The organism is Citrobacter sp. Cf132 (assembly GCF_030333885.1).
In the GTDB taxonomy this organism is placed as follows: domain Bacteria; phylum Pseudomonadota; class Gammaproteobacteria; order Enterobacterales; family Enterobacteriaceae; genus Citrobacter; species Citrobacter freundii.
In genome coordinates, this window is the sequence record NZ_JAOWFA010000029.1 from 59,417 (window position 1) to 83,745 (window position 24,329).

The 24,329-nt window shown below is 53.3% G+C and carries 22 protein-coding genes; 18 read left to right on the forward strand and 4 right to left on the reverse strand.

Annotation, left to right across the window (positions count from 1 at the left end; genetic code table 11):
- The first annotated feature begins 121 nt into the window (after positions 1–121).
- A complete protein-coding gene (gene metE / locus OGV85_RS01425; RefSeq protein WP_061547944.1) occupies positions 122–2,383 on the forward strand; it encodes a 5-methyltetrahydropteroyltriglutamate--homocysteine S-methyltransferase in 2,262 nt (753 codons plus the stop codon).
- Between the two features lie 54 nt (positions 2,384–2,437).
- Here the strand turns inward: metE and OGV85_RS01430 are convergent, their stop codons facing one another.
- Positions 2,438–3,244 carry a dienelactone hydrolase family protein gene (locus tag OGV85_RS01430; RefSeq protein ID WP_003017905.1) on the reverse strand — a complete coding sequence of 269 codons (807 nt, stop codon included), beginning with the start codon at positions 3,242–3,244 and terminating at the stop codon, positions 2,438–2,440.
- 265 nt (positions 3,245–3,509) lie between these two features.
- On the opposite strand from OGV85_RS01430, the gene udp reads away from it, so the two are divergent.
- The 9 genes from udp (at position 3,510) to tatD (ending at position 11,451) form a co-directional block, all read left to right on the forward strand.
- The gene (gene udp / locus OGV85_RS01435) at positions 3,510–4,271 is read left to right on the forward strand and encodes a uridine phosphorylase (RefSeq protein ID WP_003017903.1); all 762 of its coding nucleotides are present in this window, start codon (positions 3,510–3,512) and stop codon (positions 4,269–4,271) included.
- A 140-nt stretch (positions 4,272–4,411) separates the two neighbouring features.
- Complete coding sequence (gene rmuC, locus OGV85_RS01440; protein ID WP_003017901.1) at positions 4,412–5,842, forward strand: DNA recombination protein RmuC; 1,431 nt, start codon at positions 4,412–4,414, stop codon at positions 5,840–5,842.
- 94 nt (positions 5,843–5,936) lie between these two features.
- Positions 5,937–6,692 (forward strand): bifunctional demethylmenaquinone methyltransferase/2-methoxy-6-polyprenyl-1,4-benzoquinol methylase UbiE, encoded by a 756-nt coding sequence (ubiE, locus tag OGV85_RS01445; RefSeq protein ID WP_003017897.1) that lies wholly within the window; start codon positions 5,937–5,939, stop codon positions 6,690–6,692.
- Between the two features lie 13 nt (positions 6,693–6,705).
- Positions 6,706–7,311: a ubiquinone biosynthesis protein UbiJ gene (gene ubiJ, locus OGV85_RS01450; protein ID WP_003017894.1), complete on the forward strand. Its 606-nt coding sequence runs from the start codon at positions 6,706–6,708 to the stop codon at positions 7,309–7,311.
- Positions 7,308–8,948: a ubiquinone biosynthesis regulatory protein kinase UbiB gene (gene ubiB / locus OGV85_RS01455; RefSeq protein ID WP_061547945.1), complete on the forward strand. Its 1,641-nt coding sequence runs from the start codon at positions 7,308–7,310 to the stop codon at positions 8,946–8,948. Before ubiJ ends, ubiB begins: the two co-directional genes overlap by 4 nt.
- A gap of 78 nt (positions 8,949–9,026) precedes the next feature.
- Positions 9,027–9,281: a Sec-independent protein translocase subunit TatA gene (gene tatA / locus OGV85_RS01460; RefSeq protein ID WP_003017888.1), complete on the forward strand. Its 255-nt coding sequence runs from the start codon at positions 9,027–9,029 to the stop codon at positions 9,279–9,281.
- A gap of 3 nt (positions 9,282–9,284) precedes the next feature.
- Complete coding sequence (gene tatB / locus OGV85_RS01465) at positions 9,285–9,833, forward strand: Sec-independent protein translocase protein TatB (protein WP_061547946.1); 549 nt, start codon at positions 9,285–9,287, stop codon at positions 9,831–9,833.
- Positions 9,834–9,835: 2 nt separating this feature from the next.
- Positions 9,836–10,627 (forward strand): Sec-independent protein translocase subunit TatC, encoded by a 792-nt coding sequence (tatC, locus tag OGV85_RS01470; protein ID WP_003017884.1) that lies wholly within the window; start codon positions 9,836–9,838, stop codon positions 10,625–10,627.
- A gap of 41 nt (positions 10,628–10,668) precedes the next feature.
- A complete protein-coding gene (gene tatD, locus OGV85_RS01475; protein ID WP_003017882.1) occupies positions 10,669–11,451 on the forward strand; it encodes a 3'-5' ssDNA/RNA exonuclease TatD in 783 nt (260 codons plus the stop codon).
- Between the two features lie 5 nt (positions 11,452–11,456).
- Here tatD and rfaH read toward each other — a convergent pair whose 3' ends face one another.
- Positions 11,457–11,945, reverse strand: a complete 489-nt coding sequence (gene rfaH / locus OGV85_RS01480; RefSeq protein ID WP_003017881.1) for a transcription/translation regulatory transformer protein RfaH — start codon at positions 11,943–11,945, stop codon at positions 11,457–11,459.
- Between the two features lie 204 nt (positions 11,946–12,149).
- Here rfaH and ubiD point away from each other — a divergent pair, with 204 nt between their 5' ends.
- From ubiD to OGV85_RS01500, 4 genes are all read left to right on the forward strand, one after another.
- Complete coding sequence (gene ubiD / locus OGV85_RS01485; protein ID WP_003844649.1) at positions 12,150–13,643, forward strand: 4-hydroxy-3-polyprenylbenzoate decarboxylase; 1,494 nt, start codon at positions 12,150–12,152, stop codon at positions 13,641–13,643.
- Between the two features lie 40 nt (positions 13,644–13,683).
- Entirely contained in the window at positions 13,684–14,385 is a 702-nt protein-coding gene (fre, locus tag OGV85_RS01490) for an NAD(P)H-flavin reductase (protein ID WP_003017873.1), read from the forward strand.
- Between the two features lie 227 nt (positions 14,386–14,612).
- Entirely contained in the window at positions 14,613–15,527 is a 915-nt protein-coding gene (locus OGV85_RS01495; RefSeq protein WP_061547947.1) for an ROK family protein, read from the forward strand.
- A gap of 7 nt (positions 15,528–15,534) precedes the next feature.
- Positions 15,535–16,515 carry a LacI family DNA-binding transcriptional regulator gene (locus OGV85_RS01500; protein ID WP_061547948.1) on the forward strand — a complete coding sequence of 327 codons (981 nt, stop codon included), beginning with the start codon at positions 15,535–15,537 and terminating at the stop codon, positions 16,513–16,515.
- 178 nt (positions 16,516–16,693) lie between these two features.
- Here OGV85_RS01500 and fadA read toward each other — a convergent pair whose 3' ends face one another.
- A complete protein-coding gene (gene fadA / locus OGV85_RS01505; protein WP_003017858.1) occupies positions 16,694–17,857 on the reverse strand; it encodes an acetyl-CoA C-acyltransferase FadA in 1,164 nt (387 codons plus the stop codon).
- A gap of 9 nt (positions 17,858–17,866) precedes the next feature.
- Positions 17,867–20,056, reverse strand: coding sequence for a fatty acid oxidation complex subunit alpha FadB (gene fadB / locus OGV85_RS01510; RefSeq protein ID WP_003017855.1), 2,190 nt, complete (start codon positions 20,054–20,056; stop codon positions 17,867–17,869).
- 189 nt (positions 20,057–20,245) lie between these two features.
- Here fadB and pepQ point away from each other — a divergent pair, with 189 nt between their 5' ends.
- From pepQ to hemG, 4 genes are read left to right on the forward strand one after another with little or no spacing between them, the layout of a single operon-like run.
- Positions 20,246–21,577 (forward strand): Xaa-Pro dipeptidase, encoded by a 1,332-nt coding sequence (gene pepQ / locus OGV85_RS01515; RefSeq protein WP_032950648.1) that lies wholly within the window; start codon positions 20,246–20,248, stop codon positions 21,575–21,577.
- Positions 21,577–22,191 (forward strand): IMPACT family protein, encoded by a 615-nt coding sequence (locus OGV85_RS01520; RefSeq protein WP_003017851.1) that lies wholly within the window; start codon positions 21,577–21,579, stop codon positions 22,189–22,191. The genes pepQ and OGV85_RS01520 overlap by 1 nt, the downstream gene beginning before the upstream one ends.
- Positions 22,192–22,229: 38 nt before the next feature.
- A complete protein-coding gene (trkH, locus tag OGV85_RS01525; protein ID WP_003017848.1) occupies positions 22,230–23,681 on the forward strand; it encodes a Trk system potassium transporter TrkH in 1,452 nt (483 codons plus the stop codon).
- An 11-nt stretch (positions 23,682–23,692) separates the two neighbouring features.
- Positions 23,693–24,238 (forward strand): menaquinone-dependent protoporphyrinogen IX dehydrogenase, encoded by a 546-nt coding sequence (gene hemG / locus OGV85_RS01530; RefSeq protein ID WP_003017846.1) that lies wholly within the window; start codon positions 23,693–23,695, stop codon positions 24,236–24,238.
- The last annotated feature ends 91 nt before the right edge of the window (positions 24,239–24,329 follow it).

The window sequence follows — 24,329 nt, forward strand, 5'->3', positions numbered from 1 at the left end:
TGCGTTGGCTTCGTTTCCCCACCCCAGTCACTTACTTCAGTAAGCTCCTGGGGATGAGTAAACTTGCCGCCTTCCCTAAATTCAAAATCCATAGGATTTACATATAATTAGAGGAAGAAAAATGACAATATTGAATCACACCCTCGGTTTCCCTCGCGTTGGCCTGCGTCGCGAGTTGAAGAAAGCGCAAGAAAGCTACTGGGCGGGAAATTCTTCCTGTGAAGAGTTGCTGACCGTTGGCCGCGAGCTGCGTGCCCGCCACTGGGATCAGCAGAAGCAGGCGGGTGTTGACCTGCTGCCGGTAGGTGATTTTGCCTGGTACGATCACGTGCTGACTACCAGCCTGCTGCTCGGCAACGTTCCGGCTCGTCATCAGAACAAAGACGGTTCGGTTGATATCGATACCTTATTCCGCATTGGCCGTGGCCGCGCACCGACCGGTGAGCCAGCGGCGGCGGCAGAAATGACTAAATGGTTTAACACCAACTATCACTACATGGTGCCGGAGTTCACCAAAGGTCAGCAGTTCAAACTGACCTGGACGCAACTGCTGGATGAAGTAGACGAAGCGCTGGCGCTTGGCCATAAGGTGAAACCTGTGCTGCTGGGGCCGGTAACTTACCTGTGGCTGGGGAAAGTGAAGGGCGAACAGTTTGACCGCCTGAGTCTGTTGAACGACATTCTGCCGGTTTACCAGCAGGTGCTGTCTGAGCTGGCAAAACGGGGTATTGAGTGGGTGCAGATTGATGAACCGGCACTGGTACTGGAGCTGCCGCAAGCGTGGCTGGATGCCTTTAAACCGGCTTATGATGCCCTGCAGGGCCAGGTGAAGCTGCTACTGACCACCTACTTCGAAGGCGTAACGCCAAACCTGAATACCATTACCGCGCTGCCGGTGCAGGGACTGCACGTTGACTTCGTGCACGGTAAAGATGATGTCGCCGAGCTGCACAAACGTCTGCCTGCCGACTGGCTGCTGTCAGCGGGCCTGGTGAACGGACGCAACGTCTGGCGCGCCGATCTCAGCGAAAAATATGCGCAAATTAAAGATATCGTTGGGAAACGTGACCTGTGGGTGGCTTCTTCCTGCTCCCTGCTGCACAGCCCCATCGATCTCAGCGTGGAAACCCGCCTTGATGCAGAGGTGAAGAGCTGGTTTGCCTTCGCCCTGCAAAAATGCGGCGAGCTGGCGCTGCTGCGTGATGCGTTGAACACCGGTGATACGGCGGCAATTGTCGAATGGAGCGCACCGATTCAGGCTCGTCGTCACTCTACTCGTGTCCACAACGCCGCAGTGGAAAAACGTCTGGCGGCAATCACCGCCCAGGACAGCCAGCGCGCCAACGCTTATCCGGTTCGTGCTGAGGCGCAACGTGCCCGCTTTAATCTGCCGGCATGGCCGACCACGACTATCGGCTCATTCCCGCAAACCACGGAAATTCGCGGCCTGCGTCTGGACTTCAAAAAGGGCAACCTGGATGCCGGTAACTACCGCACCGGTATCGCGGAACATATCAAACAGGCGATCGCCGAACAGGAGCGTCTGGGGCTCGACGTGCTGGTACACGGTGAAGCCGAGCGTAACGACATGGTGGAATACTTTGGTGAGCATCTGGACGGGTTCGTCTTTACCCAGAACGGTTGGGTACAGAGCTATGGCTCCCGTTGCGTGAAGCCACCGGTAGTCATTGGCGACGTCAGCCGCCCGGAAGCGATCACCGTGGAGTGGGCGAAGTATGCCCAGTCGCTGACCGACAAACCGGTAAAAGGTATGCTGACCGGTCCGGTGACCATTCTTTGCTGGTCATTCCCGCGTGAAGACGTGACGCGTGAAACCATCGCGAAGCAGATTGCGCTGGCGTTGCGTGATGAAGTTGCGGATCTGGAAGCGGCGGGGATCGGCATCATCCAGATTGATGAACCTGCACTGCGTGAAGGTTTACCGCTGCGTCGCAGCGACTGGGCGGCGTATCTGGAATGGGGCGTGGAGGCTTTCCGCATTAACGCGGCAGTGGCGAAGGATGAAACCCAGATCCACACCCACATGTGTTACTGCGAGTTCAACGACATCATGGACTCCATTGCGGCGCTGGACGCGGACGTGATCACTATTGAGACTTCACGTTCTGATATGGAGCTGCTGGAGTCGTTCGAAGAGTTCGACTATCCGAACGAGATCGGGCCGGGCGTCTACGACATTCACTCGCCGAACGTCCCGAGCGTGGAGTGGATTGAAGCTCTGCTGAAGAAAGCCGAGCAGCGTATTCCGGCAGAGCGTCTGTGGGTGAACCCGGACTGCGGTCTGAAAACGCGCGGTTGGCCGGAAACCCGCGCCGCGCTGGCAAACATGGTTAAAGCGGCGCAGAATCTGCGTCAGGCGTAAAAACAAAACGGAGGCTGATGCCTCCGTTTTGTTTATTGGTTTGCCTGTCGGGAATTATTTCTTCCCACCGTATTGCGCGAACCACTCCAGCATTCTCTGCCAGCCGTCTTTCGCGGACTCTTCGTGATAGCTCGGGCGATAATCAGCGTTGAAGGCATGTCCGGCATCGGGATAGACCACGATTTCCGCTTTCGCATTGGCGGCGCGCAGCGCCTGACGCATTGTTTCAACGGTATCTTGCGGAATGCTGGTATCCTGGCCGCCATAAAGTCCCAAAACGGGGGCGTTAAGATCGGTTGCGATATCAACGGGATGTTTCGGCGAGTTGAGGGTTTTATCACCCACCAGTTTGCCATACCACGCCACGGCCGCTTTTAACTGCGGATTATGTGCGGCATACAACCAGGTAATGCGTCCACCCCAGCAGAATCCAGTGATCATCAGTTGGTGCGCATCTCCTCCGTTGCGGGAGGCCCAGCTGGCGACGTGGTCCAGATCGGCCAGTACCTGAGAGTCAGGCACTTTGGCGACAAGGCCGCTGAGCAGCGTGGGGATGTCGGCAAAGTCATTGGGATCGCCTTCGCGAAAATAGAGTTCTGGTGCGATAGCCAGATACCCTTCCAGAGCCAGACGGCGGCAAACGTCACGAATGTGCTCATGAATACCAAAAATCTCCTGCACGACAATGACCACGGGAAGCAGGCCATCGGTTTGTTTTGGTCGTGCGTGATACGCTGGCATATCATCGCCTTGTGAAGGTATGGACGTTACACCGGCGATAATCGCGTTATCCGGAGTGTGAACCGTGGTAGACGTCGGTGGAGATACAGCAGGTGCAAAGCCAGATTGTTGTGTTGTCATGGTATTCTCCGTACCCTTAAATATTCAGCCAAAAAGCGCATTGTTAACTATAGACACATGCAACGAACCACATTGCCTTAAACGGGCTATCTTTTGTGCAGGGCTTCCTTACATCGCATCATTTATGTGATATACATCACTTTTTGATGGTAATTGAATGCAATTGATTTACATCAGAGTGATGACTGTCACGAAAATATGTTCATGCCTTCGGTAAAGTGTATTTTTGCTTCTTCTGACAAAACCGATTCACAGAGGAGTTTTTATGTCTAAGTCTGATGTTTTTCATCTCGGCCTCACTAAGAGCGACTTACAAGGGGCTACGCTTGCTATCGTCCCTGGCGACCCGGAGCGGGTGGAAAAGATCGCCGCGCTGATGGATAAGCCGGTTAAGCTGGCATCTCATCGCGAGTTCACTACCTGGCGTGCTGAGCTGGATGGTAAAGCCGTGATCGTTTGCTCTACCGGTATCGGCGGCCCGTCAACCTCTATTGCCGTAGAAGAACTGGCACAGCTGGGCATTCGTACCTTCCTGCGCATCGGTACGACTGGCGCTATCCAGCCGCATATCAACGTGGGCGATGTCCTGGTTACCACGGCGTCTGTCCGTCTGGACGGCGCAAGCCTGCACTTCGCGCCAATGGAGTTCCCGGCCGTTGCGGACTTCGAGTGCACCACTGCGCTGGTGGAAGCGGCGAAATCTATCGGCGCCACTACCCACGTGGGCGTTACCGCATCTTCTGACACCTTCTACCCGGGCCAGGAACGTTACGACACCTTCTCTGGTCGCGTCGTGAGCCGTTTCAAAGGCTCGATGGAAGAGTGGCAGTCTATGGGCGTTATGAACTACGAAATGGAATCTGCCACGCTGCTGACCATGTGCGCAAGCCAGGGTCTGCGTGCCGGTATGGTCGCGGGTGTTATCGTGAACCGTACTCAGCAAGAGATCCCTAATGCGGAAACGATGAAACAAACAGAAAGCCATGCGGTAAAAATCGTGGTGGAAGCTGCGCGTCGTTTACTGTAATTCTCCCGTCTATTCAAAAAGGCCGACGCGTTCGGCCTTTTTATTTTGCGTAGTACCTCGCAGGAAATTCCTTTTAAACTGGACGTTTATACAGCACAATTCTATTTTGTGCGGGTAAGTCGTTGCTGTAAGGGGGCGTTGTGGATATTTCAATTATGATGAGTGCCGTGCTGGCGTTAGCCGCAGGGCTGCTGGTTGGGTGGCTGGCAACAAAAGCACACGCCGACAGGATCCGTGCCGATCTCATCGAAGAACGACGTGAACTGGATATCGCGCTAAGTGCCGCCCGGCAACAACTCTCACAGGAAGCCCACTGGCGTGATGAGTGCGAACTGCTTAATAACGAATTGCGCAGCCTGCACAGTATCAACACCTCTCTGGAAGCTGATCTCCGTGAAGTCACTACCCGGCTGGAAGCAACGCAACAGCATGCGGAAGATAAGATCCGTCAGATGATCAACAGCGAACAGCGCCTGAGCGAGCAGTTTGAAAATCTGGCGAACCGTATATTCGAGCACAGCAATCGCCGCGTAGATGAGCAAAATCGCCAAAGCCTGAACAGCCTGCTGGCACCGCTTCGCGAACAACTGGACGGTTTTCGACGCCAGGTTCAGGACAGCTTTGGTAAAGAGGCACAGGAACGTCATACTCTGGCGCACGAAATTCGTAATCTCCAGCAGCTGAATGCGCAGATGGCACAGGAAGCGGTAAACCTGACGCGGGCATTAAAAGGTGATAACAAAACGCAGGGGAACTGGGGCGAGGTGGTACTCACGCGGGTGCTTGAGGCTTCTGGTCTGCGCGAAGGCTATGAATACGAAACCCAGGTCAGCATCGAAAACGACGCCCGTTCGCGGATGCAGCCAGATGTTATTGTCCGATTACCGCAGGGCAAAGATGTGGTGATTGATGCGAAAATGACGCTGGTCGCATATGAACGCTATTTTAACGCTGAAGATGAATTCACCCGTGAGAGCGCGTTGCAGGAGCACATCGCCTCGGTGCGCAACCACATTCGTCTACTGGGCCGCAAAGACTATCAGCAGCTTCCGGGGCTGCGTACTCTTGACTATGTGCTGATGTTTATCCCCGTTGAGCCCGCTTTTTTGCTGGCGCTCGACAGACAGCCCGAACTGATTACCGAAGCGCTTAGAAATAACATTATGCTGGTGAGTCCTACCACGCTGTTGGTGGCATTGCGCACGATCGCCAACCTGTGGCGCTACGAGCATCAGAGTCGTAATGCGCAACAAATTGCCGATCGGGCCAGCAAACTTTATGACAAGATGCGGTTGTTTGTGGATGATATGTCGGCAATAGGTCAAAGCCTGGACAAAGCCCAGGACAACTACCGACAGGCGATGAAAAAACTCTCTTCAGGCCGTGGAAACGTCCTGTCGCAGGCAGAAGCGTTTCGCAGTTTAGGGGTGGAAATTAAGCGCGAGATTAATCCTGAGCTGGCTGAACAAGCCACTACGCAGGATGAAGAGTACCGTTTGCGCTCGGTCCCTGAGACGCAACAAGATGCGTCTTACCCTGATGGTGAAGCGGTAAATCAGCAATCAAACTAGTCCATTTGGGGTAGTTGAACCCGGCAGAAGGGTAGGGCAAATTGGCCCAATCTGTTACACTTCTCGAACATTTTTTGAATGAGCAGGCACTGAGATGGTGGATAATTCACAAGAAACGACGCACTTTGGCTTTCAGACCGTCGCTAAAGAGCAGAAAGCTGACATGGTGGCCCACGTTTTTCATTCTGTGGCCTCTAAATATGACGTTATGAATGACTTAATGTCATTCGGCATTCATCGTTTGTGGAAGCGCTTCACCATTGACTGCAGTGGCGTGCGTCGCGGGCAAACCGTTCTCGATTTAGCAGGCGGTACCGGCGATCTGACGGCGAAATTCTCTCGCATGGTAGGCGAAACCGGCAAAGTTGTGCTGGCGGATATCAATGACTCAATGCTCAAAATGGGTCGCGAAAAGCTGCGCAATATTGGTGTGGTGGGTAACGTTGAGTACGTTCAGGCGAATGCGGAAGCACTACCTTTCCCTGACAACACGTTTGACTGCATCACCATCTCTTTCGGTCTGCGCAACGTTACGGATAAAGACAAAGCATTACGCTCCATGTACCGCGTATTGAAGCCGGGCGGACGTCTACTGGTGCTGGAATTCTCCAAGCCGATTATCGAACCGTTGAGCAAAGCCTACGACGCGTACTCTTTCCATGTTCTGCCGCGTATAGGTTCAATGGTAGCAAGCGATGCGGACAGCTACCGCTATCTGGCGGAATCCATCCGCATGCATCCCGATCAGGACACCTTAAAAGCAATGATGCAAGATGCCGGGTTCGAAAGCGTTGATTACTACAACCTGACAGCAGGTGTCGTTGCGCTGCATCGTGGTTACAAGTTCTGACAGGAGAGTGGGGATGCCTTTAAAACCCTTAGTGACCGCAGGCGTTGAAAATCTGCTCAACACCTTTCTGTACCGCTCTCCTGCGCTCAAGTCAGCCAGAACGCGTTTACAGGGTAAAGTGCTACGTGTTGATCTCAAAGGATTTTCAACATCGTTAGTCCTGGTGTTTAGTGAGCGCCAGGTCGATGTGCTGGGGGCGTGGGAAGGCGAAGCCGATTGCACCGTAATCACATATGCCAGTGTGTTACCGAAATTGCGTGACAGACAGCAACTCACCACGCTTATCCGCAGCGGTGAACTGGAAGTCCAGGGTGATATCCAGGTAGTACAGAACTTTGTTGCGCTGGCCGATCTGGCGGAGTTGGATCCTGCAGAACTGTTAGCACCCTATACCGGCGATATCGTCGCGGAAGGGGTCAGCAAAGTCTTGCGTGGTGGAGCGAAGTTCCTGTGCCATAACTTTCAGCGCCAGCAGCGCTATGTCGCCGAAGCGATCACCGAAGAGTGGCGCATGGCTCCTGGCCCACTAGAGGTTGCATGGTTTGCTGAAGAAACGGCAGCCGTTGAGCGCGCGGTTGAATCTCTGGCCAAACGGCTGGAAAAACTGGAGGCCAAATGACGCCAGGTGAAGTACGGCGCCTTTATTTCATCATTCGCACTTTTTTAAGCTACGGTCTTGATGAACTCATCCCCAAAATGCGAATCACGCTGCCGCTTCGGTTGTGGCGTTACTCGTTGTTCTGGATGCCTAACCGACATAAAGACAAACCGCAGGGAGAAAGGCTGAGACTGGCTTTACAGGAACTCGGCCCGGTGTGGATCAAGTTTGGGCAGATGCTCTCCACCCGTCGTGACCTTTTCCCTCCGCACATCGCCGATCAGCTTGCGCTATTGCAGGATCGTGTTGCCCCGTTTGATGGGCTTAGAGCGAAAAAACAAATCGAAGAGGCCATGGGCGGGCTGCCCGTCGAGGAATGGTTTGATGATTTTGAAATCACGCCGCTGGCATCTGCGTCTGTTGCTCAGGTTCACACTGCGCGATTGAAATCGAATGGCAAAGAGGTGGTGATCAAAGTTATTCGCCCGGACATACTGCCGGTCATCAAAGCGGATTTAAAACTGATCTACCGCCTGGCTCGTTGGGTTCCTCGTCTGCTGCCAGATGGGCGTCGCCTGCGACCAACAGAAGTCGTCCGTGAATATGAAAAAACGTTGATTGATGAGCTAAATCTGCTGCGCGAATCGGCGAACGCCATTCAGCTACGACGTAATTTTGAAGATAGCCCGATGCTGTACATCCCGGAAGTGTATTCCGACTATTGCAGTCAGAACATGATGGTGATGGAGCGCATTTACGGTATCCCGGTTTCAGATGTCACCACGCTTGAGAAGAACGGCACCAATATGAAGTTGCTGGCTGAACGTGGTGTTCAGGTCTTCTTTACTCAGGTATTCCGCGACAGCTTTTTCCATGCGGACATGCACCCTGGGAACATTTTTGTCAGTTATGAGCACCCTGAAAACCCGAAATACATTGGTATTGATTGTGGGATTGTGGGCTCTTTAAACAAAGAAGATAAGCGTTACCTGGCTGAAAACTTCATTGCGTTCTTTAACCGCGATTACCGCAAAGTTGCTGAACTGCATGTGGATTCTGGTTGGGTTCCACCGGATACCAACGTAGAAGAGTTTGAATTTGCCATTCGTACCGTGTGCGAGCCGATTTTTGAAAAACCGCTGGCGGAGATTTCCTTTGGTCATGTGCTGTTGAATTTGTTCAACACTGCGCGCCGCTTCAATATGGAAGTCCAGCCTCAACTGGTACTGCTACAGAAGACACTGCTATACGTTGAGGGTGTCGGACGACAGCTCTACCCGCAGTTAGATTTGTGGAAAACGGCTAAGCCATTCCTCGAATCCTGGATTAAAGATCAGGTCGGTATTCCGGCGCTCGTTAGGGCATTTAAAGAAAAAGCACCGTTCTGGGTCGAAAAAATGCCAGAAATACCTGAACTGGTGTATGACAGTTTGCGCCAGGGCAAATATTTACAGCACAGTGTTGATAAGATTGCCCGCGAGCTTCACGCGAATCATGTACGCCAGGGACAATCCCGTTATTTATTGGGCATTGGCGCAACATTGTTGCTAAGTGGAACATTCCTGCTGGTAAGCCGCCCTGAGTGGGGGCTTATGCCGGGCTGGTTGATGGTAGGCGGTGTCTTAGCCTGGTTAATCGGCTGGCGCAAAATGCGCTGAATTTTTCATCGCCCAAGGCAGGCCGTGTAACGTATACTACGGCCTTATTAATTCATCATCTATGACAGAGGAACATGTATGGGTGGTATCAGTATTTGGCAGTTGTTGATCATTGCCGTCATCGTTGTACTGCTATTTGGCACCAAGAAACTCGGCTCCATCGGTTCCGATCTTGGCGCATCGATTAAAGGCTTCAAAAAAGCGATGGGTGATGATGAGCCTAAGCAAGATAAAACCAGCCAGGACGCTGATTTTACAGCTAAATCCATCACCGATAAGCAGGGCGAAGTGAAAAAGGAAGACGCCAAAAGCCAAGATAAAGAGCAGGTATAATCCGTGTTTGATATCGGTTTTAGCGAACTGTTATTGGTGTTCGTGATCGGCCTCATCGTCCTGGGGCCGCAACGATTACCCGTAGCGGTAAAAACGGTGGCTGGCTGGGTGCGTGCTTTACGTTCCCTGGCAACTACTGTTCAGAATGAACTGACCCAGGAGCTTAAGCTTCAGGAGTTTCAGGACAGCCTGAAGAAAGTAGAGAAAGCGAGCCTGACAAATCTGACCCCGGAGCTGAAAGCGTCAATGGATGAGCTGCGTGAAGCGGCGGAATCGATGAAGCGTTCATACAGCGTGCACGATCCTGAGAAAGCGAGCGATGAAGCGCACACTATCCATAATCCGGTGGTGAAAGAAGGTGAAGCGCAGCGAGAAGGGGTCACCCCTGCCGCCGCTGAAAATCAGGCCAGTTCGCCGGAGCAAAAACCGGAATCCACGGATGCTAAAACGCCAGAGCTGACGGAAAACGCTTCCGCCACGTTGATGGATGCAGAAAAGAAAGCTGCCGCACCTGTTGTCGAATCCTCACCCTCGTCGAGTGATAAACCGTAAACATGTCTGTAGAAGATACCCAACCGCTCATCACGCATCTTATTGAGCTGCGTAAGCGACTCCTGAACTGCATTATTGCGGTAATCGTGATCTTTCTGGCGTTGGTTTATTTTGCCAACGACATTTACCATATGGTTGCAGCGCCGCTGATTAAACAGATGCCGCAGGGCGCAACGATGATCGCCACCGATGTGGCTTCGCCGTTCTTTACGCCAATCAAGTTGACCTTCATGGTGTCGCTGATCCTGTCAGCGCCAGTGATCCTCTACCAGGTATGGGCATTCATTGCGCCTGCTTTGTACAAACATGAACGTCGCCTGGTTGTGCCGCTGCTGGTCTCCAGTTCGTTGCTGTTCTACATCGGCATGGCATTCGCCTATTTTGTCGTCTTCCCGTTGGCGTTTGGTTTTCTGGCTAACACGGCTCCGCAAGGCGTGCAGGTATCAACGGACATTGCCAGCTATCTCAGCTTTGTAATGGCGCTATTTATGGCTTTCGGTGTCTCTTTTGAGGTCCCTGTCGCCATTGTGCTGCTATGCTGGATGGGCATTACGACGCCAGACGATTTACGTAAGAAACGACCTTACGTTGTGGTGGGAGCATTCGTCGTCGGGATGTTACTGACCCCGCCAGATGTCTTCTCGCAAACGTTGTTGGCGATACCGATGTACTGCCTGTTTGAAGTGGGCGTTTTCTTCTCTCGTTTCTATGTCGGCAAGCGACGTACGCGAGATGAGGACAACGAGGCTGAAGAAGCAAAAGAAGCCGAAGCCACCGAGAAAACAGAAGAGTAAATTCAACCGCCCGTCAGGGCGGTTGTCATATGGGAGGTAGCATGTTTGACATTGGCGTTAATTTAACCAGTTCACAATTTGCAAAAGACAGGGATGATGTTGTGGCGCGCGCCTTTGCTGCGGGCGTAAACGGTATGCTTCTGACCGGAACAAACCTGCACGAAAGCCAGCAGGCGCTAAAGTTGGCACAGCATTATCCGCATTGCTGGTCCACGGCTGGCGTGCACCCGCATGACAGCAGCCAATGGCAGTCCTCAACGGAAGACGAGATTATCGCGCTGGCAAACCAGTCTGAGGTGGTCGCTATTGGCGAGTGCGGTCTGGATTTCAATCGCAATTTCTCCACGCCGCAGGAGCAGGAACGTGCTTTTGAGGCGCAGCTGCGCATTGCTGCTGAACTGCAGATGCCGATTTTCATGCATTGTCGGGATGCCCACGAGCGTTTTCTGACGTTGCTGGAGCCGTGGCTGGATAGCCTCCCAGGCGCGGTGCTGCACTGTTTTACCGGAACGCGACAGGAGATGCAGGACTGCGTGGACCGGGGACTCTATATCGGTATCACCGGCTGGGTCTGTGATGAGCGCCGGGGGATGGAACTGCGGGAACTGCTGCCGTTTATTCCGGTGGAAAGGCTGCTGATTGAAACCGATGCGCCTTACCTACTCCCTCGCGACTTAACGCCTAAACCGACGTCACGGCGCAATGAACCGGCGCACCTGCCACATATTCTTGAGCGTATTGCCCACTGGCGCGGTGAAAATCCTCAATGGCTGTCAGCAACCATTGATGCTAACGTCCGAACGCTGTTCGAAGTGACCTTCTAAACGGCTTAAATTTTCCGAAAGCCGGTATTTTTCACGCTCTGCTTAACCTCTTTATTCAACAGGTTAAGCAGTAGCATGGAACGCGCTTCGCCATCCGGTTCGGTGAAGATCGCTTTTAGCCCCTCAAACGCCCCTTCAGTAATAATCACGCTGTCCCCTGGCTGAGGAGTTTGCGGGTCAACAATTCCTTCAGGCTTGTAGATAGAAAGCTGGTGAATAACGGGAGAAGGAACTGTCGCAGGCGTCGCGCCAAAACGGACGAAATGGCTGACACCACGCGTGGCATTGATAGTGGTGGTGTGGATCACTTCCGGGTCGAACTCGACAAACATGTAATTAGGGAATAGTGGTTCACTGACTGTGGTACGTTTACCGCGCACTATTTTTTCCAGGGTGATCATAGGCGTCAGGCAGTTCACCGCCTGTCTTTCCAGGTGTTCCTGGGCTCGCTGAAGTTGCCCACGTTTGCAGTACAGTAAATACCAGGATTGCATAATAACTCTTATCCGCTTGTTCTGAGCGCCAGCATAGCAAAAGCCATGCGTTAAGTTAATTATACCCGCCTCAACGCAGGCTGAAACCCAATGGGTATATACTCCCAGGGCTTATATGTATCGCCAGAGTTCACGCTAATTTAACAAAAATACAGCATCACAATGATGAACGCCGTATAATGAAGCGCTTACGAAGAGGCCACAATGGACGCCATGAAATATCACGATTTACGCGACTTCCTGACGCTGCTTGAACAGCAGGGCGAGCTCAAACGCATTTCGCTTGAGGTGGATCCCCACCTGGAAATTACTGAAATTGCCGATCGCACTCTGCGTGCCGGTGGGCCTGCGTTACTGTTTGAGAATCCGAAAGGCTATTCAATGCCGGTGCTATGTAACCTGTTTGGCACACCAAAGCGTGTTGCGATGGGGATGGGACAAGAAGATGTCTCGGCGCTACGAGAAGTCGGTAAACTGTTGGCGTTTTTGAAAGAGCCAGAGCCACCGAAAGGATTCCGCGATCTGTTTGATAAGCTGCCGCAGTTTAAGCAGGTGTTGAACATGCCGACTAAGCGGTTGCGCGGTGCGCCTTGTCAGCAAAAAATCTACTCAGGCGATGACGTTGATTTAAACCGCATTCCGATTATGACCTGCTGGCCGGAAGATGCCGCGCCGCTGATTACCTGGGGACTCACCGTCACGCGTGGTCCGCATAAAGAGCGGCAGAATCTGGGCATCTATCGCCAGCAGCTGATTGGTAAAAACAAGCTTATTATGCGCTGGTTGTCCCATCGCGGCGGCGCGCTTGATTATCAGGAATGGTGCGCGGCGCATCCTGGTGAACGTTTCCCGGTTTCAGTGGCGTTGGGGGCCGATCCTGCGACCATTCTGGGGGCTGTGACACCCGTTCCTGATACATTATCCGAGTACGCATTTGCCGGGCTGTTGCGCGGTACCAAGACCGAAGTGGTCAAATGTATTTCCAACGACCTGGAAGTGCCTGCCAGCGCAGAAATCGTACTGGAAGGGTACATCGAACCGGGCGAGCTGGCTCCAGAAGGGCCCTATGGCGATCATACCGGCTACTACAACGAAGTAGATAATTTCCCGGTCTTTACCGTCACCCACATTACCCAGCGTGAAGATGCTATTTATCACTCTACCTATACCGGACGTCCGCCTGATGAGCCAGCAGTGCTCGGCGTGGCGCTGAACGAAGTATTCGTTCCTATTCTGCAAAAGCAGTTCCCGGAAATCGTCGATTTTTACCTGCCTCCGGAAGGCTGTTCATATCGTCTGGCCGTGGTGACGATGAAAAAACAGTACGCAGGCCATGCCAAACGCGTCATGATGGGTGTTTGGTCGTTTTTGCGCCAGTTCATGTACACCAAATTTGTTATTGTCTGCGATGATGACGTTAACGCGCGCGACTGGAATGATGTAATTTGGGCTATTACTACCCGTATGGACCCCGCCCGGGATACGGTACTGGTAGAGAATACGCCAATTGATTACCTGGACTTTGCCTCGCCGGTTTCCGGCCTTGGTTCAAAAATGGGGCTGGATGCCACAAATAAATGGCCGGGCGAAACCCAACGCGAATGGGGACGTCCGATTAAAAAAGATCCTGAAGTGACTGCGCGTATTGACGCAATTTGGGATGAACTGGCCATCTTTAATGACGGCAAAAGCGCCTGAGGCGCGATCGTTTTGCCTATTGATCCGACAGAGAGAGCGCATGACAACCTTAAGCTGTAAAGTGACCTCGGTAGAAGCTATAACTGACACCGTATATCGCGTTCGTTTAGTGCCAGACGCGGCGTTTTCCTTTCGTGCTGGCCAGTATTTAATGGTCGTGATGGACGAAAGGGATAAGCGTCCGTTCTCCATGGCATCAACGCCGGACGAGCAAGGATTCATTGAGCTGCACGTTGGCGCCTCTGAGCTAAATCTTTACGCCATGGCCGTGATGGACCGTATTCTGAAAGACCGGGAAATCAAGGTCGATATTCCGCACGGCGAAGCCTGGCTGCGTGATGAAGACGAGCGCCCGCTGATCCTGATTGCCGGAGGTACAGGGTTCTCTTACGTTCGTTCTATTCTGCTTACCGCGCTGGCACGCAATCCCAACCGCGATATCACGATTTACTGGGGCGGGCGCGAAGAGAAGCATCTCTACGATCTCTCAGAGCTGGAAGCATTGTCGGTGAATCACCCGAACCTGCGTGTTGAGCCGGTGGTAGAGCAGCCTGAAGACGGCTGGCGTGGTCGTACGGGAACCGTGTTAACGGCAGTATTGCAGGATTACGGTACTCTGGCGGAACACGATATCTACATTGCCGGTCGTTTTGAGATGGCAAAAATCGCGCGCGACCTGTTCTGTAATGAGCGTCAGGCACGTGAAGATCGCCTGTTTGGCGACGCGTTCGCGTTCATTTAAGCGCTGTGCGCCGGAGTCCTTCCGGCGCATCCATCACCAACCTTACTTCTTCTAACAGGGTGCAAGCCCGGTCTCACAGCTCCTCTTTTCAGAACATTTTTAGTAAACATGTTTTTCCTGTCTATTAACCATAAAACTGATTTTTTGTGACTGGTCTCATTTTGTTTAGTAAACAAAATAGGCAAGCTGTATCGCATCACATTGCTGGACATCAACGAGGGAAAACCATGAGGCTCGGACTGGATATCGGCGGGACTAAAATTGAAGCGGTGGTGATTGATAACGTGGGTGAAATTGTTTACCGCGAGCGATGTGCGACACCAAAGCAGAGTTACGGTGATTTTTTCCAGGCCGTGACGGAGATGATTTCTAAGGCCAGACTGGCCGTTAATCAGTCTTTATCGGTTGGTGTTGGAGTGCCTGGCGCGGTGGATAGCGAAGGTTTGATTAAGAATTCGAACATCCTGGTGTTGAATCAGCAGGCTTTTGCTCAAGACCTTGAGCGAGCGTTAGGAATACCCGTGCCTGTTACTAATGATGCCAACTGCTTTACCCTGTCGGAAGCGATGGACGGTAGCGGACACGGGCATAGCGTGGTATTTGGCGTGATCCTCGGTACCGGTTGCGGCGGTGGACTATGCATCGATAACCGTTTGATCTCTGGGCCTAACGCCTGTGCAGGAGAGTGGGGACATAATGCATTGCCGCGCTACCACGAATCTCGGGATGGGGCTGAAGTGACATGCTATTGCGGACAGGTGAACTGTATTGAGAGCTTTATTTCCGGCAGCGGCCTGGAGCGTCAGTATATGAATCACACCGCGCAACATGCAGGTGTGCCACATATTATGCAGCGGGTAGAATCGGGTGATGCAGATGCCTGTTTGTTATGGGAACGCTATTGCGATCAGCTGGCGCGCGCGTTGGCGGGGGTGGTGAATACGCTCGATCCCGATGTTATCGTGCTGGGCGGTGGGGTATCCAATATCACTTTACTGTACTCAGGCTTGCAGGCGCGAGTGGCGCAGTACGTATTTGGTAAACAGTGCCGTACGCCGATCGTTCAGGCCCGACACGGTGACAGCAGCGGCGTACGCGGCGCGGCCTGGCTGGGGGCGCAAAAGGCCAGCGTAAATCAATGAGAGTGACATGACGAAACCTGTACGTATCAGGGACATTGCCGAAGCTTGTGGTGTCTCGGTTGGCGCGGTTTCCCGCGCCCTGAAAGGGCAGCCAGGGCTACGTGAAGATACCCGGCTGCGCATTATTTCTGTGGCGCAGCAGCAGGGTTATGATTTTTCTCGCCTGCGTGCAGACAAGATCAAACGCGTCCTGTTTTTGCTGCACCGCCAGCACAATATCAGCCGGGCATTGCCGTTTTATTCTCAACTGCTGCTGGGGATAGAAGATAACTGTCGTGACCATGGTATTGCGCTGAGCTTTCTCTCCATTGGTCCAGGCGATGCAGTGAGTGAGCAGGTGATGTTGCACCAGCCTGATGCGCTGATCTGCGCGGGATTTTTTGAGCCTGAATTACTTGGCTTGCTGCAACAGATGAAACTGCCGTTGGTGCTGGTGGATCTCTGGGCGCCGGGCCTGCCTTGCGTGAACCCGGACAATACCCTAGGCGGTTATCTGGCCACGCAACATCTGATTGCGCAAGGGCGCAGCCGTATCGCTTTTCTTGCCAGTTCGCTTGCGCACTACAGCATCCGTCAGCGCGAGAAGGGCTACCGTCAGGCATTGTATGAATCCCGTTTGCTGATGCCGCCAGAGTATGAAGCCATTGCGCCGCCACTGCTGGATACCGAGCAATCTTTGGTGGAGGCGATTAATGAATTGCTCAGCCTGCCAGAGCCGCCCGACGCTATTTTTGCCTATAACGACGCGGCAGCGCTGGTTGTTCAACGGGTGTGTGCGCAGCAGGGTATACGTATCCCGGAAGATCTTGCGTTGGTGGGGTTTGATGATATTGATGCTGCGGCCTGGTCACATCCACCACTCACCACCATTGCGGTTGATAAACAACAATTGGGGCGTGAAGCGCTGCGTTTATTGCTGGAAGAAAATCAGGAAGAGAATCTGCTGTTGCCGGTGCAGTTAGTGGTGCGTGGTAGTTCAGGGAAATAAAAAACCCGCCCCTGACAGGCGGGAAGAACGGCAACTAAACCTTTCCCCGTCATAATTCACACTGCCTCTTTGTTGGCTGCCTTTGCTCACCCCGGTCACATAGTTATCTATGCTCCCGGGGATTCGCTCAGTTGCCGCCGCGATGCAGCGCGAATTATTTAGGGGAATTTATCTTTGATTAAACTCGCTCAAATACCGTCGCGATGCCCTGACCTAACCCGATACACATCGTCGCCAGGCCAAACTGTACGTCTTTGCGTTCCATCAGGTTGAGCAGGGTGGTGCTGATACGTGCCCCGGAGCATCCCAGTGGGTGGCCCAGAGCGATCGCGCCGCCGTTGAGGTTGATCTTCTCGTCTATCTGCTCCATCAGTCCCAGATCTTTAATGCACGGCAGGATCTGAGCGGCAAAGGCTTCGTTCATCTCAAACAAGCCGATGTCGCTGGTGGAGAGTCCCGCTTTTTTCAGCGCCAGCTTTGAGGCTGGAACCGGACCGTAACCCATGATTGACGGGTCGCAGCCAACAACAGCCATCGAACGAATACGGGCTCGTGGCGTCAGACCCAGCTCACGGGCGCGACTTTCACTCATCACCAGCATCGCCGCTGCGCCGTCGGAGAGCGCGGAGGATGTACCGGCAGTGACCGTTCCACTAACCGGATCGAACGCCGGGCGCAGGGTGGAGAGCGCTTCAACGGTTGTCTCCGGGCGGATAACCTCATCGTAGTTAAACTGCTTCAGCACGCCGTCGGCATCATGACCGCCGGTTGGGATGATTTCGTTTTTAAATGCGCCAGACTGTGTTGCAGCCCAGGCGCGAGCATGTGAACGTGCGGCGAAAGCATCCTGCATTTCACGGCTGATGCCGTGCATGCGGGAGAGCATTTCTGCGGTCAGACCCATCATCCCCGCCGCTTTTGCTACGTTGCGGCTCATGCCCGGATGGAAATCAACGCCGTGGCTCATTGGTACATGGCCCATATGCTCCACGCCACCAATCAGGCATGCCTGAGCATCGCCGGTCATGATCATACGTGCCGCGTCGTGCAGCGCCTGCATTGATGAACCGCACAGGCGGTTCACGGTGACCGCCGGAACGGAGTGCGGAATTTCCGCCAGCAGCGCGGCGTTACGGGCGATGTTGAAACCCTGCTCCAGCGTTTGCTGCACACAGCCCCAGTAAATGTCATCCAGCGCGGTTGGATCCAGTGCCGGATTACGCGCCAGCAGGCTACGCATTAAGTGTGCGGAGAGATCTTCTGCCCGCACGTTACGAAACGCCCCCCCTTTTGAACGGCCCATCGGGGTACGGATCGCATCAACAATTACAACCTGTTCCATTGTGACTCCTTAAGCCGTTTTCAGGCTGCCAACCGGGCGGGCAGGCTCAACCTGGGGATAATACGGTTCGTTATGGCGCGCCTTATCACGCAGACCAGCCGGAACTTCATACAGCGCTCCGAGGTGCTGATACTGCTGGGCCATATCGAGATACTTCGCGCTGCCGAGCGTATCCAGCCAGCGGAACGCGCCGCCGTGGAACGGAGGGAAGCCCAGGCCATACACCAGTGCCATATCGGCTTCTGCCGGGCTGGCTATAATGCCTTCTTCCAGGCACCGTACCACTTCGTTGACCATTGGGATCATCATGCGAGCGATAATCTCTTCATCACTGAATTCGCGTTTCGGCTGGCTGACTTCTGCCAGCAGATCATCAACGGTGGCATCCTCTTCTTTTTTCGGCTTGCCCTTGTTGTCTTCTTTATAACGCCAGAATCCAAGACCGTTTTTCTGTCCGAAACGGTTAGCATCAAACAGGGCGTCTATCGCGTCGCGATAATCTTTCTGCATACGCTGAGGGAAGCCTGCGGACATCACTGCCTGCGCGTGATGTGCGGTATCAATTCCCACCACGTCCAGCAGATAAGCCGGGCCCATCGGCCAGCCAAACTGTTTTTCCATGACTTTATCGACTTTGCGGAAATCCGCCCCATCGCGCAGCAGCTGGCTGAAACCGGCAAAATACGGGAACAGCACGCGGTTCACGAAGAAACCGGGGCAGTCGTTGACCACAATTGGCGTTTTGCCCATCTGGCTTGCCCATGCGACAACTTTGGCGATGGTTTCATCCGAGCTTTTCTCGCCGCGAATGATCTCAACCAGTGGCATGCGGTGTACTGGGTTAAAGAAGTGCATCCCACAGAAGTTTTCCGGGCGCTTGAGCGCGCTGGCCAGCTCGTTGATTGGGATGGTCGAGGTATTCGACGCCAGTACGGTGTCCGGGCGTACCTGATCTTCGGTTTCCGCCAGTACCGCTTTTTTCACTTTCGGGTTTTCCACGACCGCTTCAACCACCACGTCCACACGCTCAAAACCGCTATAGTCGAGGGTTGGATGAATAGTGGAAATCACGCCCGCCATTTTCAGACCGTCAATTTTGCCGCGCTCAAGCTGTTTGTTCAGCAGTTTGGCCGCTTCGGTCATGCCCAGCGTTAATGATTTGTCGTTGATATCTTTCATGACAACCGGCACGCCTTTCCAGGCTGACTGGTAAGCGATGCCGCCGCCCATAATGCCTGCACCCAGCACTGCCGCTTGCTTTGGTGCTTCAATATTTTTGGTGAGCTTTTTGGCTTTGGCTTTCACGAACTGATCGTTAAGGAAGATCCCAACCAGCGCGCGAGCTTCACTGGTGTGCGCCAGTGGCACAAAGCTTTTATTTTCCAGATTCAGCGCTTCTTCACGGCCAAAACGAGCCGCTGCTTCAATGGTTTTTACCGCGGTAATCGGTGCGGGATAATGCTTACCTGCCGTCTGCGCCACCATGCCTTTGGCGATGGTAAAGCTCATAGCCGCTTCAATTTTGCTGAGTTTCAACGGCTCCAGCTTAGGCTGACGTTTGGCTTTCCAGTCGAGGTCGCCGTTAATCGCCTGACGTAATACCGCGATCGCGCCATCAAGCAGTTTGTCTTGCTTCACTACGCCATCGACCAGACCGATTTTTAGCGCCTGCTCAGCACCAACATCTTTACCTGCCGCAATAATTTCCAGCGCGCTGTCCGCTCCCAGCATACGTGGCATACGCACGGAGCCGCCAAAGCCCGGCATAATGCCCAGCTTGGTTTCCGGCAGGCCAATGCGCAGGTCCGGCGTTGCCAGACGATAGTCGGTTGCCAGGACACACTCGCAGCCACCGCCCAACGCATAGCCATTTACCGCTGAGAGGGTCGGAACAGGTAGATCTTCGAGGCGGTTAAAGACGCTGTTGGCAAAATGCAGCCACTGGCTCAGTTGCTCTTCAGGCACGAGGAACAGTGAAAGGAATTCGGTGATATCGGCACCAACAATAAAGGCTGCTTTGTTAGAGCGCAGAAGCAGCCCTTTTAAATTCGGTTGTTTTTCCAGCACATCAAGCGCATGGCCCAGGCTGGCAACGGTGGCCGTGTCGAGTTTATTGACCGAACCAGGGGCATCGAACACCAGTTCGGCGATGCCATCTTCCAGCCAGTCGAGGTACAGGGTGTCGCCTTTGTAAAGCATGTCAGTCTCCTGAATCCGCAAGGTGATCTGGTCATACCAGATGAATCGAAGTGTGTGTTTTATGTTAAAAAAATGCAAATGAATGATTAAAGAAATGACGATTCGATCACGCTCGGCAGAAATCACGCACTCACAAAGCGATGTGCTAAGATGCGGAGACTTGAGGTCAAAAAAACAGAAGGGTAGAAAATGGAATCACTGGCCGCACTCTATAAAAATCATATCGTTACCTTACAAGAACGGACGCGCGACGCGCTGGAGCGCTTCAAGCTGGATGCGTTACTTATTCACTCAGGCGAACTTGTTAACGTCTTTCTCGACGATCATCCGTACCCGTTTAAGGTCAATCCGCAATTCAAAGCCTGGGTGCCTGTCACGCAGGTTCCTAACTGCTGGTTGCTGGTGGATGGCGTAAACAAGCCGAAACTGTGGTTCTACCTGCCGGTCGATTACTGGCACAACGTTGAGCCGCTGCCTACCTCTTTCTGGACGGAAGAAATCGAGATCATCGCGCTGCCGAAAGCGGATGGTATCGGTAGCCAACTGCCAGCTGCTCGCGGCAATATCGGTTACATTGGCCCGGTTCCGGAACGTGCCCTGCAACTGGACATCGCGGCCAGCAACATCAACCCGAAAGGGGTGATTGACTACCTGCATTATTACCGTGCCTATAAAACGGACTACGAACTGGCCTGTATGCGCGAAGCGCAGAAAATGGCGGTAAATGGACACCGTGCAGCAGAAGAAGCGTTCCGTTCCGGAATGAGCGAGTTTGACATCAACCTCGCTTACCTGACTGCCACCGGTCACCGCGACACCGACGTGCCATACAGCAACATCGTGGCGCTTAACGAGCATGCTTCGGTTCTTCATTACACCAAGCTGGATCATCAGGCGCCGTCTGAAATCCGCAGCTTCCTGCTCGACGCTGGCGCGGAATACAACGGCTATGCGGCAGACCTGACGCGTACCTGGTCGGCGAAAAGCGACAACGACTATGCGCATCTGGTGAAAGACGTTAACGACGAAGAGCTGGCGCTGATTGCCACCATGAAAGCAGGTACCAGCTACGTGGATTACCACATTCAGTTCCATCAGCGCATCGCGAAGCTGCTGCGTAAGCATCAAATCATCACCGATATGAGTGAAGAGGCGATGGTAGAAAACGATCTTACCGGGCCGTTTATGCCACACGGCATTGGTCACCCGCTGGGCCTGCAGGTACATGATGTCGCTGGCTTTATGCAGGATGACAGTGGTACCCATCTGGCCGCGCCGTCGAAGTATCCTTACCTGCGTTGCACCCGCGTATTGCAACCGGGCATGGTTCTGACCATCGAACCGGGCATTTACTTCATTGAATCTCTGCTGGCGCCATGGCGTGAAGGGCAGTTCAGCAAACACTTCAACTGGCAGAAAATTGAAGCCCTGAAACCGTTCGGCGGTATTCGTATTGAAGACAACGTGGTGGTCCACGAAAACAATATCGAAAACATGACGCGGGATTTGAAACTGGCGTAATGGACAGTTGGTTAATCCCTGCGGCGCCGGTTAGCGTCGTCGAAGAGATCAAAAAAAGCCGCTTCATTACGCTGCTCGCCCATACGGACGGCGTTGAAGCGGCAAAAGCGTTTGTTGAGTCAGTCAAAGCGGAACACCCGGACGCCCGCCACCATTGCGTGGCATGGGTGGCGGGTGCGCCCAATGACTCGCAGCAGCTGGGATTTTCAGACGATGGCGAACCGGCGGGTACGGCAGGTAAACCGATGCTCGCACAACTGATGGGGAGCGGTGTCGGTGAGATTACCGCTGTAGTCGTGCGCTACTACGGCGGTATCCTTCTCGGTACTGGAGGGTTGGTAAAAGCTTACGGCGGCGGTGTGAATCAGGCGTTGCGCCAGTTAACGACACAGCGCAAGACGCCATTAACCGAATATACTTTGCAGTGTGAGTACGGTCAGCTGGCAGGCATTGAAGCCTTGCTGGGGCAGTTTGACGGTAAAGTTGTTGCCAGTGATTACCAGGCTTTTGTTCGACTCAGGGTGGCGCTTCCTTTTGCCAAAGTGGATGAGTTTTCGGCAAAACTGGCGGATTTTAGTCGTGGTTCATTGCAATTGTTAGCGATTGAAGAATAATCCCCACCTCATTTTAAAGAACTAAGGAAGCGGCAGAGATGCATTTTCGCGCCATCACCCGAATCGTTGGACTACTGGTCATCTTATTCTCGGGGACAATGATTATCCCTGGACTGGTAGCGCTCATCTACCGTGACGGGGCAGGGCGTGCATTCACCCAAACTTTCTTCGTTGCTTTGGCGATCGGCTCCATGCTGTGGTGGCCAAACCGTAAAGAGAAGGGCGAGCTGAAATCGCGCGAAGGATTTCTGATTGTCGTTTTGTTCTGGACCGTTCTGGGCAGCGTGGGTGCGCTACCGTTCATCTTTGCGGAAAGCCCTAACCTGACGATAACCGACGCTTTTTTTGAATCCTTTTCCGGATTGACCACTACCGGTGCGACGACGCTGGTGGGGCTGGATTCATTGCCACACGCGATTCTCTTCTATCGCCAGATGCTGCAATGGTTCGGCGGGATGGGGATCATCGTGCTGGCGGTGGCTATCCTGCCTATTCTTGGCGTGGGTGGGATGCAGCTCTATCGGGCAGAAATGCCGGGGCCGCTGAAAGATAATAAGATGCGCCCGCGTATTGCCGAAACGGCGAAAACGCTGTGGCTTATCTATGTATTACTGACGGTGGCGTGCGCGCTGGCGCTATGGTTTGCCGGGATGCCCGCGTTTGACGCCATTGGGCACAGTTTTGCCACGATTGCCATCGGTGGTTTTTCCACACACGATGCCAGCGTGGGGTATTTCGACAGTCCCACGATTAATACGATTATTGCTATCTTCTTGCTGATCTCCGGTTGTAACTATGGTCTGCACTTCTCTTTATTAAGTGGGCGTAGTCTGAAGGTTTACTGGCGCGATCCGGAATTCCGCATGTTCATCGGCGTGCAGTTGACGCTGGTGGCTGTCTGTACGTTGGTGCTGTGGATACACAATACCTATGGCTCGGCGCTCACGACGATCAACCAGGCCTTTTTCCAGGTGGTATCGATGGCGACGACTGCCGGATTTACCACGGACAGTATTGCCCGCTGGCCGCTGTTCCTGCCGGTGCTGCTGCTGTGTTCTGCTTTTATCGGCGGCTGTGCCGGGTCGACGGGGGGGGGCTTGAAGGTGATTCGTATCCTGCTGCTGTTTAAGCAAGGCAACCGCGAATTGAAACGACTGGTTCATCCGAATGCGGTTTACAGTATCAAACTGGGTAACCGTGCGTTGCCGGAGCGAATTCTTGAAGCCGTATGGGGATTCTTCTCTGCCTATGCGTTGGTCTTTATTATCAGTATGCTGGCGATTATTGCGACCGGCGTTGATGACTTCTCCGCGTTTGCCTCTGTTGTGGCAACGTTGAATAACCTGGGGCCTGGACTGGGGGTTGTTGCCGACAACTTTGCCAGTATGAACCCTGTGGCGAAGTGGATCCTGATTGCCAATATGCTGTTTGGTCGTCTGGAGGTCTTTACTCTGCTGGTGCTCTTTACCCCTACCTTCTGGCGTGAATAATGGAGTAACACGTGAAAACACTGATTCTTTTTTCTTCCCGGGACGGACAAACGCGTGAAATCGCGGAATATCTGGCTTCTGAACTCAAAGAGCTGGGCGTTTGGGCAGATGTTGTTAATTTGCATCGTACCGCGGAGCCGGACTGGCAAAATTATGACAGCGTGGTGATTGGCGCCTCGATTCGCTATGGTCATTACCATGCTGCTTTTCAGGAGTTTGTGAAAAAGCATGCCACACGGCTGAATTCGATGCCGAGTGCGTTCTACTCCGTAAACCTCGTTGCCCGTAAACCGGAGAAACGTACGCCGCAAACCAACAGCTATGCGCGTAAGTTCCTGATGAGTTCGCCGTGGCGACCAGATCACAGTGCAGTCATTGCGGGTGCTTTGCTGTATCCCCGCTATCGCTGGTATGACCGCGTTATGATCCAACTGATAATGAAGATGTCAGGTGGTGAAACGGATACGAATAAAGAAGTGGTGTATACCGATTGGGAACAGGTTGCGAGATTCGCGCGGGAAATAGCCCAATTAACCAACAAAACGTCGTTAAAATAAACGTAAAGAATAAAAAATACGCACTCGGAAGATTATTTTAAATTTCCCCTTGTCAGCCTGAAATAACTCCCTATAATGCGCCTCCACTGAC

Excerpts from the sequence above, each read along its gene's own strand:
- udp (WP_003017903.1), top strand. The coding sequence starts at position 3,510 with ATGTCTAAGTCTGATGTTTTTCATCTCGGCCTCACTAAGAGCGACTTA.
- ubiE (WP_003017897.1), top strand. The coding sequence starts at position 5,937 with ATGGTGGATAATTCACAAGAAACGACGCACTTTGGCTTTCAGACCGTC.
- tatA (WP_003017888.1), top strand. The coding sequence starts at position 9,027 with ATGGGTGGTATCAGTATTTGGCAGTTGTTGATCATTGCCGTCATCGTT.
- ubiD (WP_003844649.1), top strand. The coding sequence starts at position 12,150 with ATGGACGCCATGAAATATCACGATTTACGCGACTTCCTGACGCTGCTT.
- fre (WP_003017873.1), top strand. The coding sequence starts at position 13,684 with ATGACAACCTTAAGCTGTAAAGTGACCTCGGTAGAAGCTATAACTGAC.
- ubiB (WP_061547945.1), top strand. The coding sequence starts at position 7,308 with ATGACGCCAGGTGAAGTACGGCGCCTTTATTTCATCATTCGCACTTTT.
- OGV85_RS01520 (WP_003017851.1), top strand. The coding sequence starts at position 21,577 with ATGGACAGTTGGTTAATCCCTGCGGCGCCGGTTAGCGTCGTCGAAGAG.
- fadA (WP_003017858.1), bottom strand. The coding sequence starts at position 17,857 with ATGGAACAGGTTGTAATTGTTGATGCGATCCGTACCCCGATGGGCCGT.
- OGV85_RS01500 (WP_061547948.1), top strand. The coding sequence starts at position 15,535 with ATGACGAAACCTGTACGTATCAGGGACATTGCCGAAGCTTGTGGTGTC.
- pepQ (WP_032950648.1), top strand. The coding sequence starts at position 20,246 with ATGGAATCACTGGCCGCACTCTATAAAAATCATATCGTTACCTTACAA.
- fadB (WP_003017855.1), bottom strand. The coding sequence starts at position 20,056 with ATGCTTTACAAAGGCGACACCCTGTACCTCGACTGGCTGGAAGATGGC.
- OGV85_RS01430 (WP_003017905.1), bottom strand. The coding sequence starts at position 3,244 with ATGACAACACAACAATCTGGCTTTGCACCTGCTGTATCTCCACCGACG.
- OGV85_RS01495 (WP_061547947.1), top strand. The coding sequence starts at position 14,613 with ATGAGGCTCGGACTGGATATCGGCGGGACTAAAATTGAAGCGGTGGTG.
- tatD (WP_003017882.1), top strand. The coding sequence starts at position 10,669 with ATGTTTGACATTGGCGTTAATTTAACCAGTTCACAATTTGCAAAAGAC.
- metE (WP_061547944.1), top strand. The coding sequence starts at position 122 with ATGACAATATTGAATCACACCCTCGGTTTCCCTCGCGTTGGCCTGCGT.
- tatC (WP_003017884.1), top strand. The coding sequence starts at position 9,836 with ATGTCTGTAGAAGATACCCAACCGCTCATCACGCATCTTATTGAGCTG.
- trkH (WP_003017848.1), top strand. The coding sequence starts at position 22,230 with ATGCATTTTCGCGCCATCACCCGAATCGTTGGACTACTGGTCATCTTA.
- ubiJ (WP_003017894.1), top strand. The coding sequence starts at position 6,706 with ATGCCTTTAAAACCCTTAGTGACCGCAGGCGTTGAAAATCTGCTCAAC.
- rfaH (WP_003017881.1), bottom strand. The coding sequence starts at position 11,945 with ATGCAATCCTGGTATTTACTGTACTGCAAACGTGGGCAACTTCAGCGA.